The following is a 16,352-nucleotide window of genomic DNA, read 5'->3' as shown; positions in this document are numbered from 1 at the left end:
GGCCGGAGCCGCCGCGCCAGCCTCGCCGTCCTGGCGGCAATCGTTGCCCTTGGTGTATTTCCCCAATTCCGGCGGCAGCGCGCCTGTCATCGCGCACATCATAAAGCGTTCGCTATTGCCGGGATACTCCGCGCCTCATGACCCAACGCGCACCGGCTTTCGTCGCCTTCGCACAGGGCTTCGCCGGATTGACGACCGTTATATCCGTCGATATATTTTGCTCGCGATCCTTCAGTAAAAAACCACCGCCTCACTGCATGGATCCGCACGAAACAGGATCCCGCTTTTCATGTCCAAGGAAATCATCGATTCGCACCTTCTCAAAGTGTTGCACACGCTTCTGACCGAATCGAGCGTATCGCGCACGGCAACCTTGCTTGGACAATCGCAGCCAACCGTCAGCGTGGCGCTGCGCAAACTTCGCGACATGACCGGCGATCCGCTGCTGGTGCGAAGCGGCAGCCGGATGGTTCTCACCGCGCACGCACTCACGCTGATCGAACCCGCGGCGCAAGCATTAAACAATATCGCGGCCATTCTGCATCCCACCACGTCGTTCAATCCGGCCACCACCAGCCAGACCTTTCGGATCGGCTCGCCGGATTATCTCGATGCGTTCTTCGTCCCCGCCGTAGTCGACGCATTTCATCGCGAAGCGCCGGGCGCAAAGCTCGAGTTCAGGCATCTGATGATGGTGGACGGCGGCTACGAACACGGACTGGAAAGCGGTTTTCTCGATCTGGTGATCGGCAACTGGCGCACGCCGCCGGAGCATCTGCATTTGCAGCCGCTGTGCAAGGACGAACTGGTGTGCCTGATGCGCAACGGCCACCCAATCAAACCGGGGCGGCTCAGCAAGCCCGTCTACGAAGAAGCGGAACACCTGGCCGTGATGACCTACAACACGACGTCGTGGGGCACGGTCGATGTCGAACTCGCCCGCAATGGCTTATCGCGCACCGTCACCACGACGCTGCCCTACTTCGGCATGGCACCCTACGTGCTGGCGCGCTCCAATCTGCTGTTCACCACCACCCGCGCGCTCGCCACGCACTACACGAAGCTGCTGCCACTGCGTATCGAGCCGATTCCTGGTGAGCCGCAGGCGCTCACTTACTATCAGCTCTGGCACGACCGCACGCATCGCAGCGTCGCCGCAATCTGGCTGCGCAGGTTGATTGCCAACGTCGCCAAAGATCTGGCTTCCTAAGCATTAGCTACGCGAAACGCACATCCTTCAAGCAGATAAAAAAACGCCGCAAGCAAAGCTTGCGGCGCGAATGCGATCAACGGATGTATTCCAGGTGACAGGCCCTTTAAAAACACCGAGCGATCACAAAGTGAGGTCGGTCAGACGGAAGATTGTTATGGGTTAGCTCGTAGCTAATGGCCCTTCTGTCATGGCCTTGATCAGCGCGGCTTTGCCCTCGATCGCCGCGCCTAGCAGGGCAAAGCCCAACGGACGCTCGCTGCTGGCATGCCGACACACGGCGCGCGCTGCGTGCTTCGCCGCGTCGCCGGCGGTTTCGATCGACCATGCGCCCTCGCCCTCGGGCGTCACAACGACGGCGGGACTCGCGGGCGTCTTCACGGTAATCGGCATCACCGGAAAGGCGACGCGCGTCGGCTGCCCGGCCAGGGTGCGCGCGAGCGCTCGCGCGGCGTGCATGATCGGCAGGACATACGGCTGCACTTTGCCGTCGATCGCGGCACAGTCGCCGAGTGCATAGATATCCGGCGCGCTGGTGCGGCACCACGCATCGGTTCGTATGCCCTGATCGATTTCAAGACCTGCTGCCGCGGCAAGCGCCGTACGTGGCACGAGGCCCACCGCCGACACGACCAGATCCGCGTCGATCGGCTCACCTTCGGCGAACGTCAAACGGTAACCGTCCGACAAGCGGTCGATACGATCCACACTGCGGCCAGGATGAAAGCGGATGCCGCCGTCGTCCAGCGCGCGAGCGAAGATCTCGCCCACGTCTCGCGGAAGCAAGCGAGCCAGCGGCGTCGAAGCGGGATCGATCAGACTGACCGCATAACCGGCGGCCGCCAGATCGTTGGCGAACTCGCAGCCGATCAGACCCGCGCCCAGAATCGCCACTGAGCGGCAACGCGTGAGCGCCAACCTGAAGCGCGCGTAGTCGCCGAGATCGTTGATCGACATCACGTCGGCAGCGCCATCACCCGCCACCTTCAGGCGTCGTGGGTCCGCGCCCGTGGCCAGCACCAGCTTGCTGTAGCCGAGCAACGCATTATCGACAACCAGCGTGTGCTCAGCCGGCACAATGCGCTCCACACGCTGATTGACACGAATCCACGCGCCCAGCTGCGCGGCCATCGCCATGGCGTCGAAACTCGCTAGCGTTTGCGGCTCTTTCTTCATCGCCAATGCATTCGACAACATCGGCTTCGAATAGAAGCTGCCGTCGTCGCGGCTGATCATCACGATCGGCACCGTGCTGTCGAGCTTGCGCAATTCGCGCGCGACCGTATAGCCCGCCATGCCGGTGCCGACGATCACTACCGGCTGTCCATTTTCCTCGTGCTGAGCGGCCGTCATGCGATCACCTGCATTTCAAAATCGTGTTTGCCGGTCGCACAGTCCGGGCACAGCCAGTCGTCCGGCACGTCTTCCCAGCGCGTTCCCGCTGCAATGCCTGCTTCCGGCAGACCCAGTGCTTCGTCATAGCGAAAGCCGCAGATCACGCATTCCCATACTTTCATGGCTTCTCTCCAGAATCACCAATCACCGATCACGAACCTGCACCGCGAACTAGCGCACATAGGCCTGGCCGAGGCCGATCTCGGCCAACGCTCGACGGTAGGCACCCGACGAACGGTCGGCGAGAATCGGCGCTTCAGCCGCACGGTCGATCGGCAAATCTTCCGGACACTGCAGTTCGACGATCGCGCGATCTTCTTCGAACACCTGACGATTGAACGCGTAGACGTCCTCGAGCGGCAAATCCTTGTCGAAGTTACGCACGATCGGCACGAACAGACGCGTCTTACGCGCGGATACCGGGCTCGCGGCATTCAGGATCGACAGGCGGCCGTTATCGGGAAAGTGCACGGTCAGGCGCGCAAAGAACGGCACATCCACGTCGAAGAAACGGCGCCACAGATAACCCTCCGGTGCGCGATGCTGCATCGACTTCGGGAAGTTGCTGACCGTGCTTACATACTCCGCATGCATGCCGCGTTCGCGCCGCTCGACGGAATACTGCGGCACCACCGGGTTGTGCCGGTCGGCGAAGCTGTCGTGGTGAATCCACGCGAAATGTGCGACATCGATGAAGCCTTCGGTCTGACGTCCCGCCGAAGCATTGATGTCGATCGAGGGCGGCAGAATCTGCTGGAAATCGGGATCGTCCCAGCTGGGAAACGCAGGCAAGGCTTCGGTGCCGCCGCCCAGCGAGACCCACACGAGTCCGTAGGCTTCCTGCGTTGTATACGTGACGAGACGCAGACGATCAGGAATCGGGCCGTCCGATTGCGACGGAATGTGCTTGCACTTGCCGTCGCTACCGTACGCGAGGCCGTGATAGGGGCACACGATGTTGCCGTTATCGACCCACCCCTGGCTGAGCGGCGCACCGCGATGCGGACAGATGTCGCGCGCGCTCACCAGTTGACCGTTCGAGCGGAACACGACCAAAGGTTCGTCGAGCAGCGTCACGCTGATGGGTTTGTCGGTCACGTCGGCGGCGAACGCTACCGGATGCCAGTAGCGGCTGAGAATCTCCCAGTCGTGGCTATCGAAGGTGCAATTGCGGGGTAAAGCGGGGGAACGTTGGAATGTCAGCGGCGAAGTGGTGGCTGTAGCAGTAGCGGAACTCATGCATGTCTCCAAAACCTGGTGGGGGTTCGTCGCGCTCATGTGCTGTCTCCCAAGGGGACTTCCTACGGGGCGTCTTGAGCGCGTGGAGAGAACGATAGCGGGATGAGGTCCGCCGACCCATCCCCTGAAGTGCATCTAGTCTATGTACGAAAAAGCATAGGGTGCCGCCGCACCGCTGGATCAACGCTTCCTGAAACGCCTACGACGCGCGCGGCAGCGCGGCTTCGATAAACACCGCGCACAGCGCTTCCATGCCCTTCGCGTCTTCTGCGTCGAAGCGCGCGACGACCGGGCTATCAACGTCCCACACGCCGATCAGCGTGCCGTCCGGCGCGACGAGCGGCACGACGATTTCCGATTGCGATGCCGAATCGCAAGCGATATGGCCGGGGAATTCATGCACGTCGCGCACCACTTGTGTCTGACGGGTTTGTGCTGCCGTGCCGCACACGCCCTTGCCGAGCGCGATGCGTACGCAAGCGGGCTTGCCCTGGAACGGCCCGACCACCAGTTCGCGACCGTCGTGGAAGTAGAAGCCGGCCCAGTTCAGATCACTTAGGGAATGGAACACGAACGCGGAGAAATTCGCGGCGTTGGCGATCCAGTCGGTTTCGCCGGCGAGCAGCGCGCGCGCCTGGGCGACCAGTTCTTCGTATTGCGCGGCTTTGGGGAGATGCGAGGCGGAGGAGACTTCGAACATGACGGTGTCCGTAATGAAAGCGGAAAGAGGAACAGCGAGGCGTGCAGTGTAAATCAAGCCGCCGTTTCCTTCACGGCACGCCCTGCTGCGCATGCCGCGCTCTTTCCGTCCGCTCTACGTGCGGCCTGATGGCTTTGTCCAGACGTTAGCCCTGTGGACAACACCATGCCCGAAGCGTCATTCGATGCCGATGATCACACTCGATGCCTTGAAAATCGCCGTCGCCGCTTTGCCGCTAGCAAGGCCGAGGCGGTCGACGCTTTCATTGGTGATGATCGCGGCAATCTGCGCGTTGCCCGCGCTGATGGACACTTCCGAATTCACTGCGCCCTTGGTGACAGCCGACACGGTGCCGGCGATGCAGTTGCGCGCCGACACCTGGCTCTTCGCCACGTCGACCATCACGATCACCGACGACGCCTTGACCAGCGCGAACGCCTTCTTACCGGCAGCGAGGCCGAGCGACGTCGCGCTGCCGTGCGTGATGATCGCAACGATCTCGAGACCGTCCTGGGTGCGCAATGTGACTTCGTCGTTCACGGCACCGTGTTTGACTTCGGCGACTTCGCCGGCGAATTGATTGCGTGCGCTGGTTTGCATGTTGTTCTCCTGGTTGTGGAGCCTCGTGAAAGACGATTCGAGGCGATGTGCTGAGTGTAACGAAACTGCCGCGGTGTGCGGTCGTTTCCGCCTGAGGTGCGATATACATCCACCGCCTGGCCCGTCGCGCGACACCGTATCATCGTGCCCTTGGACCATTACCGTCGAACCCTATGCCCGTCGCCGTCCTGCCCTGCACTGCCGCACGCTTTGCCGCCCGATTGCCGCACGACCGCCGTGCCGCCACGTTATGCGCCATCATCGCAGTCGCCGCGACCCTCACCGCCTGCAGCAATCCGTCGCCGACACGCGATGCCCACGCGAATGTCGACACGGTCGCGCTGTTCCCGATCGCCAATTACGACCAGAACGTCGACCACTGGCTTGAACCGGACAGCCCCGACTACGACCAGCCGTTCCTGAGTCCAGCGGAGCAGAAGGCGCACTTCAGCGCCCTCTACGCGCGCTATTTCGGCACCGGCACGACCGCGCCGTCGCCGTGGAATTCCGCATACGTAACGATGCGCGTCTACCGTCAGCAAGGCGCGGACATTGTCGCGCTGCAGCAGCGCCGCATCGACAAGTTCGACAACACCGGCAAGAGCGGCGCGGCGCTCGGCTACGGCGAGAATTTCCGGCCGCACGACAAGGCGTGGATCGACGCCATCGCGCAAAACATGGCGGTCGACCAGTTCACGCAGGAGGCCGTCTACAAGCCCGAACGCCGCGCGATCGCCACCGGCAATCTGATGGTGCGCGAACTGCCGACCATCGACCCGTCGTTCTACGATCACCGCCTGGCCGGCGAAGGCTATCCGTTCGACAACCTGCAGATCTCAGCAGTACGCCCTGGCACGCCGCTGTATGTGCTGGGCAGCAGCGTCGACGGCGCATGGCGCTACGTGCAGACGCCCGACGTGCAAGGCTGGGTGCGCAGCGACGGCGTCGGCATGACCGACGACACCTTCGTCGACAGGTGGCGCGCCGCCTCCGCGAAGTCGCTGGGCGCGGTGACGGTAGCCTCGGCGCCGGTGCGCGACAGCCGCGGCGTGTTCCGCTTCGACGCGCCCGCCGGCACGCTGCTGCCGCTCGCCCCGGACAACGCCGCGCGACCCGCGACACAGGCCAATAAAACAGCAAGCGCAGCCGCCGACGCCCCCGCCTCCCGCACACTCCTGGTCCCGGCCCGCGATGTGGACGGCCAGGCGATCATCCGCACCGCCGAACTGAGCGATGCGCAGATCGCCCCCATGCCACTCGCCGCCACCCCGCGGCATCTGGCGATGCTGATGAAAACGCTGATCGGGCGGCCGTACGGCTGGGGCAATAGCGGTCTCTACAACGATTGTTCGTCGGAACTGCAAAGCATCTTCGCGACGTTCGGCGTGTGGCTGCCGCGCCATTCGTCGACGCAGATGAGCGCGGGACGCATGATTGATTTATCCGCATCGACGCCGGCGCAACGGCTCGACTACCTCGCCCTGCATGGCGAACCGTTGCGCACGCTGATCTACATCGGCGGCCATGTGATGCTGTACATCGGCAACACGACCCGCAACGGCGTCGCCGTGCCGGTGGTCTACCAGGACGTATGGGGCTTACGTCCGGCCGACAATAGCCGGCGCGCGGTGATCGGCGGCTCGGTGATCCTGCCGCTGTTCGAACACATTCCGGAAGACGCGACGTTGCAATCGCTCGCGGCGACCCCGACGTTCCAGATCAGCATCCTTGGCGCACCGGGCGGCGCAGCGGCGACGCCGCAAGCTCCGTTCACCCCCGCAACGCCGCCGGACGACGACAATCCGGCCGGTTGAAACACTGCCGGAAAAAGACGACTCGACTGATTGAACCTGCGCGACAACCACGCGCCGCACCGCCGCACTGCCATGCCGCCTTGCGCGCCCGCGTTCTGACACTCGCCGGCGCCCTCGGCGCGACCGGCGCGCCCACGCCGCAAACTGCAAGCCTCAAGCTGCAAGCCGCACAGGCGTGCTGAAAATATTTTTTCCGGAGTGTCGATTCAAAGGCGATGCACTCGTCGTAACGTTGAAGGCCTGGCTCACGCAGCCGGTCTTTCAACTCACGAACCTGTTACTTCAAGGAGTCGCCGTCATGTCCAGCCCCGCTGTCAAACCGATCCCGGACGGGATGCACTCGCTGACCCCGTATCTGATTTGCGCCAACGCCGCGGACGCCATCGCGTTCTACGCGAAGGCTTTTAACGCCGTCGAGCAGTTCCGCCTGCCCGGCCCCGGCGGCAAAGTGATGCATGCCTGCCTGAAAATCGGCGACTCCATGCTGATGCTGACCGACGAATGGCCTGATCACAATACATTCGGCCCGCACGCGCTGAAAGGCACGCCGGTCACGATTCACCACTATGTGGAAGACGTCGACGCCAGCTTCAAGCAGGCCGTCGAGGCCGGCGCGACCGTCGTCATGCCGCTTACCGACATGTTCTGGGGCGACCGCTACGGTCAGTTGAAGGACCCGTTCGGCCACAGCTGGTCGCTCGCCACGCACAAGCGCGACCTGAGCCCGGAACAGATTCAGCAAGGTATGCAGGCTATGGAGGGCGGCCAGAAATAAGCCGCGCACGCCATTTAGCACGAGGAGGTCGTATGCAAAAGATTTCGCCATGCCTGTGGTTCGACGGTAACGCGGAAGAAGCCGCACACTTCTACACGTCGGTGTTCCCCGATTCGCGCATCACCACCACGATGCACTACACGGATGCCGGCCCCGGCCCGAAGGGGGACGTGCTGTTCGTCACCTTCGAGCTGGAAGGTCAGGAGTTCATGGCCTTGAATGGCGGCCCGCAATACAGCTTCACGCCGGCCATTTCGCTGTTCGTGCACTGTGCGTCGCAACAGGAAGTCGATGGCTATTGGGCGAAGCTCCTGGACGGCGGCGCGCCGATGCAATGCGGCTGGCTTCAGGACAAGTTCGGCGTGTCGTGGCAGATCGTGCCGGACGCACTCCCCCAGATGCTGCGCGACCCGGATGCCGCGAAAGCGAGCCGTGTGATGCAGGCCATGATGAAAATGGTCAAGCTCGATATCGCGTTGCTCGAACAGGCTTATCGGGGCGGCTGACGCGATCTTTGATAGGATCGGTCTTGACCCATAAACGGCGGGACATGAACGGTGCGCGTCAACCATCAGGCTTTCTTCTGCTCGCTGTTTGTCGCGCGTCTCGCCGATCAGGTGCTGCTGTTTCTCGTGCCGCTCGTCGTGTTTCAGACGACACACCAGGTATCGTGGTCAGGTCTCGCGTTCTTTATCGAAACGCTGCCGCGCTACCTGGTCTTCCCCTTCTTCGGCGCCTTATGCGATCGCATCCCGCCTCTGCGGCTGATGCGGGTCAGTCAGACGGTGCGCGCGCTGGTATGTTTCGGCGGCGTGCTGGCTTATGCGCTGTTTGGCGGCATCGGCTGGCTGATCGCGCTGTCGGCGTTATGCGGTGTGCTCACGAGCCAGGGGCTGGTCGCGCGCGAAGTGATGCTGCCGCAGATTTTCAGCACACAGCAGTTCCAGCGTGTGCTCGCCTACTCGCAGTTGGCCGACCAGTTGGGCTCCGTACTGGGCCCGATGCTGGCGGCACTGCTGCTCGGTCTCTGGCGCTGGGAGTGGGTAGTCGGCGCAACCGGCGTGCTGTTTCTGCTTGCCGATGCGGCGCTGCTGCTGTGGCAACGCACCAGCGCCTTCCGCGCCGGCAATCCCTCTCCCGCCGCACCGGGTCACTGGACGATGCCCCTGCGCATCGCGCTGCGCCATGTGCTGGTGCTACCCGGTCTGAAAAAAGTCGTGCTGCTCGCCGCCGCCGAAAATCTGGTGATCGGCGTGACCCTCGCAACATCCGCTGCGATGGTGACCGGCTTTCACGCGCAATCGAACCGCTACTATGCCGGCTTGCAAACCGCCGGCGCCGTGGCCACGGTGCTGATTCTTTTGACGATCGCGCGTAACGCCTGGCCTGCGCAGACACTCGGCCGGGTCGCGTTCATTTCAATCTGTGCCGGTGGCGTGATCGCCGGTGCAAGCGCGGCGCCCTGGGGCTATGCGCTCGGCTTTCTGCTGATTGTGGGCTTCGACAAGATGTTCAATGTCTACATCCGCAGCGCGCGGCAGAAAATCATTCCGCCCGAGGACTACGGCAAGACGACCGGCGTGGTGATTCTGTTGAACAACATGACGCAACCACTCGCCGGTTTGCTGGTTGGCGTGTTTTCGGCGCGGGCACAAATCGGCTTGCTGATCGTGGCTCTTTCGGTAGCGATGGGCTGCATCGGCGGGGTGGTGTCGGTCAGCTCGGCGCTGTTGCGGCGCAAGCGCGCGCTGGCGCTTGGGGAATGACGCCGCGCACGCCTTGCGCGTCGGTAAAGGCAAAAAACCTATATCGCCTCACAGACAACATCGAACTTCATTAGCTGCGTCGCCCCGAACGCATTGCTGATCGCGACATCGGCGGCATCTCTCCCACGCGCCATCAAAACCCGCCCCGTGCGAGGCACATTATTCCGGGGATCGAAGGTCTGCCAACAGCCGCCAACATACGCTTCGAACCACGCGGCGAAATCCATCGTCGCATACGGCGGCGGCGTGCCGACATCGCTGATATATCCCGTGCAATACCGCGCCGGTATATTCATCGCCCGGCATAACGTCACGGCCAGATGCGCAAAATCGCGGCACACACCCTTTCTCTCCTGCCATGCCTGCCACGCCGTCTTGGTCGGGCGCGCAAAATCATATCCAAACACAATGTGCTCGTGCACATAGTTGCAAATTGCATCGACCCGCCCGCGCCCGAGCGGCATCTTGCCGAACGTCTGCCACGCGAATTCGGATAGCAAATCAGTTTCGCAATAGCGACTGCCCAGCAGAAATACCAGCGTATCGTCAGGCAACGCCTCCACCGCATGCTGCTCGGTAAACGGCGGCCGCCTCTCCGGCTCGGACGACACATCGAGTACGGCACTCGTCGACAACGCAATCAGTCCCTGCGGCGCCACGATCCGGCTGCACAGATTGCCGAAGCCGTCCCGATACTGGCTGATCGGAACCGGCGGATTGACCGCCAGTAAATCCGGACTCAGCACTTCCTTCGCATGCGAATAGTGCGTGTTCAACATCAACATCATCGGCGTCGGTTGCACGCACTCATAGACCAGCTCGTAGCCAACGCGCAATTTCATCGCGACACCCTCTTCCAGTTGAAACGTTCAGTTGACGCGCCCGATGAGCAACCCGGGTTGACGCTCCCAGCTAACACGTTCGATTCGTACAAGCCCAAGCCGCCCGGCCTGCACCGTCACTTACCTTCGGTCACGCTCACATCGACCTGCAAACCGCGAAACGAATGCGGCGCGCCATGCCATGTGCCCCACAACGGCAAGGCCTGGTAGTAGTTCCACGCCACCGCCACCCGAATCAGATGGCGATTGCCGACGATGCTATTGGTCGGATCGAAATCGACCCAGCCGGCGCCCGGCAAATAGATCTGCAGCCATGCATGCGTCGCACCGCCGCCTTGTGTCGCGTCGTGCTCGGGCACGAACAGATAACCGCTCACAAAGCGCGCCGCGAGACCGAGCGAGCGCACTGCGTCCATCATCAGCACCGCGAAATCGCGGCAACTGCCGCTGCGGTTGCGCAAGGTGTCGCCAGGACGGTGCACGCCCTTCTCCGTGCGGCGTACATAAAAAAACGTGCTCTTGATTTCGAGCGTCATCGCGCGCAGCAGCGCCATCGTGCCGCCGTTGCCATTCTTGCCGCTCGCGCCGCCGGTTCCCGGCACAGGAACGAAGCGCCGAGCCCACTCGTCCACGTCGTTGTCCGGATACTGGCGGCTGCGCGCATTCACGAGATCGGAAGCTTCCTCGTTGGTGTACGCAAACGGCCACTTCACCGCGTACGGCTCGAGCGCGTAATCGGGCATGGGCGTTTCGAAGTGTTCGAGTGTCACTTCGCTATCGAAGCGCAATTCGCTCGCCCTCCCCGCGAAACTCGCGACCGCCACGGAGTTGTCGAACACGTCGTGCAGCCAGTGCAGCCGCGACGGCGTCGGCGTAATCACCAACCGGTTCGTGACGAGGCGCAAATCGTGGCTGGCACGCGGGTGGAACATCATCCGGTGTTCGCCAAACCGCACGGGTTCCGAGTATCGGTAGACGCTGACGTGACGCACCGTGAAACGCTGGGGCTCAATCATCTGACAGGCCGATGGATGCAACTGGGTTCGTCCTGGGCATCACGTTCACGCTGGTAAAACCCGCTGCCGCAGCAGGCGCTGAGCGCCCGGCACGGTTTGATCCTGAATGAGCCACGGCCAAGCTTCGGCGTGGTCGAGTGCGCTCAACGAGCAGCTTTCGCTTTGAGCATACACCCGCCATATTGATTGAAATCACTCATTTGATAGCGACGCCGCGCACGGGGGAGTTATCAACAGAATCTGTTCAGAAATCTGTGTATAACTAACCGGCAAAATCGGCAAGCACTTGATACATCTGCTCTTTTTACCGCTTCATCGAACTTGGGCAAACCAGGCGCCTGGCCGTGTCGTGCGGAGGTTGTGGCTGAGTTGTGGCTAAATCGCTGCGGGGACTGCACTTTGCCGTCGAATCTCCGCCTCCGCCTGCCGGCGTCAAACGCGTCAAGCACATCAATCGCGCACCGCGCCCGCGGCATGCCCGGGCCCGGCATCCTGTGAGGTCGGCGCGCCGCGCTCTTCTTCGCGCCATTGCTGCCGAGAACGCACCATTCTGCGCACGGCGAGACGCGCCATCTTGACCCATCCCGACGGCCGCGGGTCGGCGAGCATGCTGAGCGCGCGGGCGTAATCGAGCGTGAGACCGGGCGTCCACGCCATCGTCGCGGCGCGTTTGCGCAATTGCGCGGCCACCCACAATTCCGGCGTCGTAATCACACGCAAAAACGGCCGCCAGCCGCCGAGGCTCCCCCATACGCGCGCCGACGCGCCTTCGATCGCCGCTTCCAGCGCGCGCGATACGCTGCTGGAGCAATTGCGATGCGTCAGGTTGTAGGTCGTGTCCTGACGATAGGTGTCCCAGAAGCGGCGCAACCGCGCCGGATCGTAATTGCGTATGCGCACCTGAACTGTCGACGGACACCACGCTTTCGACTCGGTCAGGTAATCGGGCTGGAATACGCCGGGCACGTCGTTCTCGCGCGTCGCTCGCAGAAGCCGCGCGAAATCGTCGGGCGAACGATCGATCTCGACGCCCGGATACAAGCTGATATAGATGCCCTCAGGCGATTCGAGCGCGGCATGCCCGGTCGAAATCACGCCGTTACGATCCACCGCCGCGATATAGCGGTCGACGATCAATTGCCGCCGCGCCTCGCCCTTGGACGAACCCACCGGCGTCCACACATGGACAGTCAATGCGTCTTCATCAGCAGTGGGCGGGCCGTCCCATTCGACCGCACTCAGCCGACCGGGAGCAACCGCACTCGCAGCGGAGTTGGCTGCATCCGCGGTTGCATCATCCGAAGCAACCGCGGGATTCGACGCGAGACGCCGCACGCGCGTACTCAGCAAAATCATGTTCCAGCCGCCGAATATCAGGCCGAGGCCGAGACAGTACGGCACGGTGCCCACATAGTGCGTCGGATAAGGTTGATAGAAGAAGACCGCCAGCGCGATTTCAACGCCCCCGCCGATCATCGCGAGGCGCCAGGTGCGATAGCGGACAACCTTCGCGGAGACGATCTGCAGCAGACCGTCGGCCAGAAAGAGCGTGCCGAAGATCATCGACAGAATGAAGTTGCCGTGATGATGGCCGGCGAGAATCAGCGCCGCCGCAAAGCAGAATGCGAGGCCCTTCACATAGCGCAGCGTGCGTTGCCCGCCCATGCCGGTCCAGGCGACGGCCAGCGTGGCGAGCCCTTCGAGCAGCAGCAATAAAGCAAACGGCGTGATCGGGAAATAGAGTGCGCTATCGAGTGCATCGATGAACACCGCGACGCCGAGCACCAGGCTCACCCAGCCGATCAACTGCAACGAGCGCCAGCGCGTGCGCAGGTAATCGACACCCAGCAGGATCATAACCAGCCGAACCATCGCAAGCCCTCCGTGATCGATGCGCCTTTCTGATCGCAATCTTAACCATATTCACGGTACAGGAGCAGACGCTCAGCTACGCGGGTCATGTTTGCGTACGCCGACGCATTCATGGAGCATCACCGCGCCTTGCGACATTGCGGCCCCATGCACGGCCGCATCGTCGCAAGAGTATATCGAGGCGTTTGGCGGTAGCCGGTCTGGGTCCTGCGCCTCGCAGGGATCCTGTCGCGCCGGCTTACAGCGGATAAACGCAGCCCCGGCGAACGCGGCTCAAGCAAACGTAGCTCGAACAAACGTAACTCGAACAAACGTAACCAGGGCGAACGTAACTCAGGCAGCCACGGCTTGCGGCATTTCCACGCCCTGCTCGCCGCCCAACGCGTCGAGCAGATCGCACAGCATGCAGTCGAGTTCGGCGGTCATCAGCGTAACGTCGGAATCGAAGCGCTCATCGTCGTTCTGCGCGGTGGGATCGCTCGCTTCCTTGAGGACATCGAGCGGTGCGATACGCTTGATTATCAGCGAGGGGGTCAGCACGAAGGAGACGCGATCGTTCCACGTCATCGCGAGCCGCATGCATTGCTTGCCGGCTTCGATATGGCGGCGCATATCTTCGGCGTCCAAAGTATGTCCGACGTAGCGCACGGTCGCGTTGCCTTCCGTCGGCGAGCGCAACTCGGTGTCCTGGTCGAGCGTGAAGCCCGCGGGACCTTCACCGGAAAGCAGCCATTCAGTCATCGCCGCAACCGGCGATTGCGTGACGCGCACGGTGCCGAGCGGCAGTTGATCGATCGATTTCACCAGCAGGCCGCGCACTTCGTCGGCGACCGCTTGCGAGCCCGCATCGATCACGAGCCAACCGTTTTTGGTATCGATCCACACACGCGTGTCGCGGCGGATGCTGAAGGCGCGCGGCAGCAGTTCGTCGGTCACCTGCTCCTTGAGTTCGCGCATCTGCTTGCGGCCGGGTTTGAAGCCCTGCTGCTCTTCGAGTTCGAGCGCACGCGCCTTGGTCACTTGCGTGACGACCGAAGCAGGCAGCAGTTTCTTTTCCGCGCGAAACACCAGCAGCATCTGGCCATTGAGCGAATAGACCAGCGAGTCGTTGTCGCGCGGCGACGCCCAGCCGTGGCTTTGCATCTCGACGCTGTTGCCGGGCGCGAACGCATGCGGCGCGAGCCATTTCTCCATTTGTTCAGGGGGGACGGACCACGGAGCGGGAAGACGGTGCAACTGAAGGTTTTTGAACCACATGGGCAGGGTCTTGTACGGGCAAAGCGCGTCATTCTATATGACGCGGCGACGATGGCGCGGTCGGGGGCGTACTCGCGCGCTACGCCGAAGCGGCGCCGCCGCAACGAGCATTTTCAAATACAACCCGAAAACCCTTTAAGTGACAGACCAATTATCAAACGCAGCCGTTAGCCAGAAAATGCGCTCCATCAAATCAACTTCTCTGGAGCGAGCGTGCCGTGTCGAAGAACAGCCGCATCGTCGAAAACTGGCATCTCGAAGACAATCTGACGCTGCTCAAGCAACTCGGCGCGATCACGCCATAGTGGTTTAGCCGCATCAGTCTTGGGGCGCGCTTTGCGTTCAAATCATCTAGACTTTTTGAGAGGCGCTTGACATAGACGGAGGCGGCCATGGCCGATGAAACCGCACCCTGGCAGATGGTGGAGTACGAGGGATTCGAAATTCACGTGGCGCCCTTTCAGAAAAACCCGCCCGACGAAACGAAGCCGTCAGCCGTGGCTGATAACCGCTACACGTATGTCGGTTACGTGTGCCATCCTGGCGCCGATCCGGCCATCCCGGGGCATGCGGTGCCGTTCCATGCGGACGGCGAGGAGAGCTTCGCCGGCATGGAAGAGGCGCTCTACGAAGGGGTACATGTGGGGCGCAGCATCGTCGATGGCACGCACCCGGATTTGACGGTGCTGCCGCTGGTGACGGGCGGCGTGTAACGCCCGTGCTTTTGCACGTGCGAGGCCTCCGCCAGGCTTACGCCGCTACACGTTGCGGAACATAGTGCATGTGCGCCCGGCGAACACGCACGCCTGCGTCAACTGAACGCACGCTTGATGCGCGACTTGAGCAGCGCGCGCTGCAAGCGGCCGGTCCGCTCCGGTTCGCTGACCGCCAGACCGCCTTGCACCGCCGTGCCGCGCCGCAGAAAATAACGATCGAAGGTGGCTTGCGTCATGCCCCACTTGTTCAGGAACTGTCGGCGCCCATCGTTCTTGACGACCTTCCCGGTACTCTTCTGCTGGAAGTGATAAACCAGACTGTCGCCGACGCCGAGAAACACCCGGCAGCCGGCGTCCCACAGCTTCATCGAAAAGTCGTTGTCGCTGCTCATGCCGGGGCTCAATTCGCTGCTGTAGCCGCCGACCTTATGCCACCAGTCGCGATGCACGAGTGTCGGCGGCCACGTGGCGCCACGCCAGTCGGCGCGCACGAGTTTCGGCGCGGCAGCCACCAGGTCTTCGGCGCGGAAATTTTCCACGTCGCGGCCGAAATTTTGCACGACGACGCACGGATTGCCGGAGTCGACCGGTTCGATCATCGTGCCGGACAGCATGAACAGATTGTCGGCCGGCATCTGCGCGAGACGCCTGACGAGCGCGTCGTCCCAGCCGGGGCAGCAGTACATATCGTCGTTCATGTAAACGATGTAGTCCTGCGTGGCGCGCGCCGCCGCGATATTGACCGCGTGACAGATGCCGATGTTGCCGGGCGACGCGGTGTGTTCAATGCCCTCGTCGCGCACCCAGGCCAGCGTGCCGTCCGAGCCGTCGTTCACATGCACGATGATCTGATGCGCGTGTGTGGAATGGCGCCGCAGGCTCTCGATCACGAGCCGCAGGTAAGGCAGGTTGTTCCAGGTCGGGATGATGATTGAGAACATCGATTCGGTCCGTTGGGCTTGGCGTCGGTGCGAACGCGGTTCAACTCCGCATTGGCAATCCGGCGTGGTGCAGTGCAATGCAATTTAAATGGCCGCCGTCACGGCGACTTCGTCCGGGCGCGGCGTCGGAGAAGCGCTGACGGCGCGAGTGCCTGCGAGCGCCGCGGGAACCTGGCACCGCGCCGGTGGCCCAAACAGCGTCGCTAATA

General features: G+C 62.5%; 16 protein-coding genes. 6 read left to right on the top strand and 10 right to left on the bottom strand.

The annotated features are described in order from the left end of the window. Positions 1-289: 289 nt before the first annotated feature. Positions 290-1,210 carry a LysR family transcriptional regulator gene (locus HHL24_RS17575; RefSeq protein ID WP_169486703.1) on the top strand — a complete coding sequence of 307 codons (921 nt, stop codon included), beginning with the start codon at positions 290-292 and terminating at the stop codon, positions 1,208-1,210. 162 nt (positions 1,211-1,372) lie between these two features. Here the strand turns inward: HHL24_RS17575 and HHL24_RS17570 are convergent, their stop codons facing one another. The 5 genes from HHL24_RS17570 to HHL24_RS17550 all read right to left on the bottom strand — a co-directional run bounded on the left by HHL24_RS17570 (position 1,373) and on the right by HHL24_RS17550 (position 5,144). Next, positions 1,373-2,563: an NAD(P)/FAD-dependent oxidoreductase gene (locus HHL24_RS17570; RefSeq protein ID WP_169486702.1), complete on the bottom strand. Its 1,191-nt coding sequence runs from the start codon at positions 2,561-2,563 to the stop codon at positions 1,373-1,375. After that, on the bottom strand, positions 2,560-2,727 hold the full coding sequence (locus tag HHL24_RS17565) for a rubredoxin (protein WP_169486701.1): 168 nt from the start codon (positions 2,725-2,727) through the stop codon (positions 2,560-2,562). Before HHL24_RS17565 ends, HHL24_RS17570 begins: the two co-directional genes overlap by 4 nt. A 49-nt stretch (positions 2,728-2,776) precedes the next feature. Further along, the gene (locus HHL24_RS17560; protein WP_169486700.1) at positions 2,777-3,844 is read right to left on the bottom strand and encodes an aromatic ring-hydroxylating oxygenase subunit alpha; all 1,068 of its coding nucleotides are present in this window, start codon (positions 3,842-3,844) and stop codon (positions 2,777-2,779) included. A 199-nt stretch (positions 3,845-4,043) separates the two neighbouring features. Next, a complete protein-coding gene (locus HHL24_RS17555) occupies positions 4,044-4,544 on the bottom strand; it encodes a GAF domain-containing protein (protein ID WP_169486699.1) in 501 nt (166 codons plus the stop codon). 177 nt (positions 4,545-4,721) lie between these two features. Further along, complete coding sequence (locus tag HHL24_RS17550) at positions 4,722-5,144, bottom strand: TOBE domain-containing protein (RefSeq protein WP_169486698.1); 423 nt, start codon at positions 5,142-5,144, stop codon at positions 4,722-4,724. 173 nt (positions 5,145-5,317) lie between these two features. Between HHL24_RS17550 and HHL24_RS17545 the strand changes: the two genes are divergently transcribed. The 4 genes from HHL24_RS17545 to HHL24_RS17530 all read left to right on the top strand — a co-directional run bounded on the left by HHL24_RS17545 (position 5,318) and on the right by HHL24_RS17530 (position 9,499). Further along, a complete protein-coding gene (locus HHL24_RS17545) occupies positions 5,318-6,958 on the top strand; it encodes an SH3 domain-containing C40 family peptidase (RefSeq protein ID WP_169486697.1) in 1,641 nt (546 codons plus the stop codon). 298 nt (positions 6,959-7,256) lie between these two features. Further along, on the top strand, positions 7,257-7,733 hold the full coding sequence (locus HHL24_RS17540) for a VOC family protein (protein ID WP_169486696.1): 477 nt from the start codon (positions 7,257-7,259) through the stop codon (positions 7,731-7,733). Between the two features lie 32 nt (positions 7,734-7,765). Further along, complete coding sequence (locus HHL24_RS17535) at positions 7,766-8,239, top strand: VOC family protein (protein WP_169486695.1); 474 nt, start codon at positions 7,766-7,768, stop codon at positions 8,237-8,239. A gap of 51 nt (positions 8,240-8,290) precedes the next feature. Then, positions 8,291-9,499 carry an MFS transporter gene (locus HHL24_RS17530; protein WP_169486694.1) on the top strand — a complete coding sequence of 403 codons (1,209 nt, stop codon included), beginning with the start codon at positions 8,291-8,293 and terminating at the stop codon, positions 9,497-9,499. A gap of 38 nt (positions 9,500-9,537) precedes the next feature. Here the strand turns inward: HHL24_RS17530 and HHL24_RS17525 are convergent, their stop codons facing one another. From HHL24_RS17525 to HHL24_RS17510, 4 genes are all read right to left on the bottom strand, one after another. Further along, complete coding sequence (locus HHL24_RS17525; protein WP_169486693.1) at positions 9,538-10,341, bottom strand: transglutaminase-like domain-containing protein; 804 nt, start codon at positions 10,339-10,341, stop codon at positions 9,538-9,540. A gap of 116 nt (positions 10,342-10,457) precedes the next feature. Beyond that, complete coding sequence (locus HHL24_RS17520) at positions 10,458-11,357, bottom strand: transglutaminase family protein (RefSeq protein ID WP_169486692.1); 900 nt, start codon at positions 11,355-11,357, stop codon at positions 10,458-10,460. A 450-nt stretch (positions 11,358-11,807) separates the two neighbouring features. Beyond that, entirely contained in the window at positions 11,808-13,229 is a 1,422-nt protein-coding gene (locus HHL24_RS17515) for an HdeD family acid-resistance protein (protein WP_230417494.1), read from the bottom strand. A gap of 333 nt (positions 13,230-13,562) precedes the next feature. Further along, complete coding sequence (locus tag HHL24_RS17510) at positions 13,563-14,486, bottom strand: recombination-associated protein RdgC (protein WP_169486691.1); 924 nt, start codon at positions 14,484-14,486, stop codon at positions 13,563-13,565. Between the two features lie 392 nt (positions 14,487-14,878). Here HHL24_RS17510 and HHL24_RS17505 point away from each other — a divergent pair, with 392 nt between their 5' ends. Beyond that, the gene (locus HHL24_RS17505) at positions 14,879-15,199 is read left to right on the top strand and encodes a hypothetical protein (RefSeq protein WP_169486690.1); all 321 of its coding nucleotides are present in this window, start codon (positions 14,879-14,881) and stop codon (positions 15,197-15,199) included. 98 nt (positions 15,200-15,297) lie between these two features. On the opposite strand, the gene HHL24_RS17500 is transcribed toward HHL24_RS17505, so the two are convergent. Continuing rightward, a complete protein-coding gene (locus HHL24_RS17500; protein ID WP_169486689.1) occupies positions 15,298-16,143 on the bottom strand; it encodes a glycosyltransferase family 2 protein in 846 nt (281 codons plus the stop codon). Positions 16,144-16,352: the final 209 nt, after the last annotated feature.

This window comes from Paraburkholderia polaris, from assembly GCF_012927345.1.
Lineage (GTDB): Bacteria > Pseudomonadota > Gammaproteobacteria > Burkholderiales > Burkholderiaceae > Paraburkholderia > Paraburkholderia polaris.
Note: the sequence above shows the minus strand (reverse complement) of the source record. Positions and strands in the feature narration are given on the sequence as shown.

Excerpts from the sequence above, each read along its gene's own strand:
- HHL24_RS17575 (WP_169486703.1), top strand. The coding sequence starts at position 290 with ATGTCCAAGGAAATCATCGATTCGCACCTTCTCAAAGTGTTGCACACG.
- HHL24_RS17570 (WP_169486702.1), bottom strand. The coding sequence starts at position 2,563 with ATGACGGCCGCTCAGCACGAGGAAAATGGACAGCCGGTAGTGATCGTC.
- HHL24_RS17565 (WP_169486701.1), bottom strand. The coding sequence starts at position 2,727 with ATGAAAGTATGGGAATGCGTGATCTGCGGCTTTCGCTATGACGAAGCA.
- HHL24_RS17560 (WP_169486700.1), bottom strand. The coding sequence starts at position 3,844 with ATGAGTTCCGCTACTGCTACAGCCACCACTTCGCCGCTGACATTCCAA.
- HHL24_RS17555 (WP_169486699.1), bottom strand. The coding sequence starts at position 4,544 with ATGTTCGAAGTCTCCTCCGCCTCGCATCTCCCCAAAGCCGCGCAATAC.
- HHL24_RS17550 (WP_169486698.1), bottom strand. The coding sequence starts at position 5,144 with ATGCAAACCAGCGCACGCAATCAATTCGCCGGCGAAGTCGCCGAAGTC.
- HHL24_RS17545 (WP_169486697.1), top strand. The coding sequence starts at position 5,318 with ATGCCCGTCGCCGTCCTGCCCTGCACTGCCGCACGCTTTGCCGCCCGA.
- HHL24_RS17540 (WP_169486696.1), top strand. The coding sequence starts at position 7,257 with ATGTCCAGCCCCGCTGTCAAACCGATCCCGGACGGGATGCACTCGCTG.
- HHL24_RS17535 (WP_169486695.1), top strand. The coding sequence starts at position 7,766 with ATGCAAAAGATTTCGCCATGCCTGTGGTTCGACGGTAACGCGGAAGAA.
- HHL24_RS17525 (WP_169486693.1), bottom strand. The coding sequence starts at position 10,341 with ATGAAATTGCGCGTTGGCTACGAGCTGGTCTATGAGTGCGTGCAACCG.
- HHL24_RS17520 (WP_169486692.1), bottom strand. The coding sequence starts at position 11,357 with ATGATTGAGCCCCAGCGTTTCACGGTGCGTCACGTCAGCGTCTACCGA.
- HHL24_RS17515 (WP_230417494.1), bottom strand. The coding sequence starts at position 13,229 with ATGGTTCGGCTGGTTATGATCCTGCTGGGTGTCGATTACCTGCGCACG.
- HHL24_RS17510 (WP_169486691.1), bottom strand. The coding sequence starts at position 14,486 with ATGTGGTTCAAAAACCTTCAGTTGCACCGTCTTCCCGCTCCGTGGTCC.
- HHL24_RS17505 (WP_169486690.1), top strand. The coding sequence starts at position 14,879 with ATGGCCGATGAAACCGCACCCTGGCAGATGGTGGAGTACGAGGGATTC.
- HHL24_RS17500 (WP_169486689.1), bottom strand. The coding sequence starts at position 16,143 with ATGTTCTCAATCATCATCCCGACCTGGAACAACCTGCCTTACCTGCGG.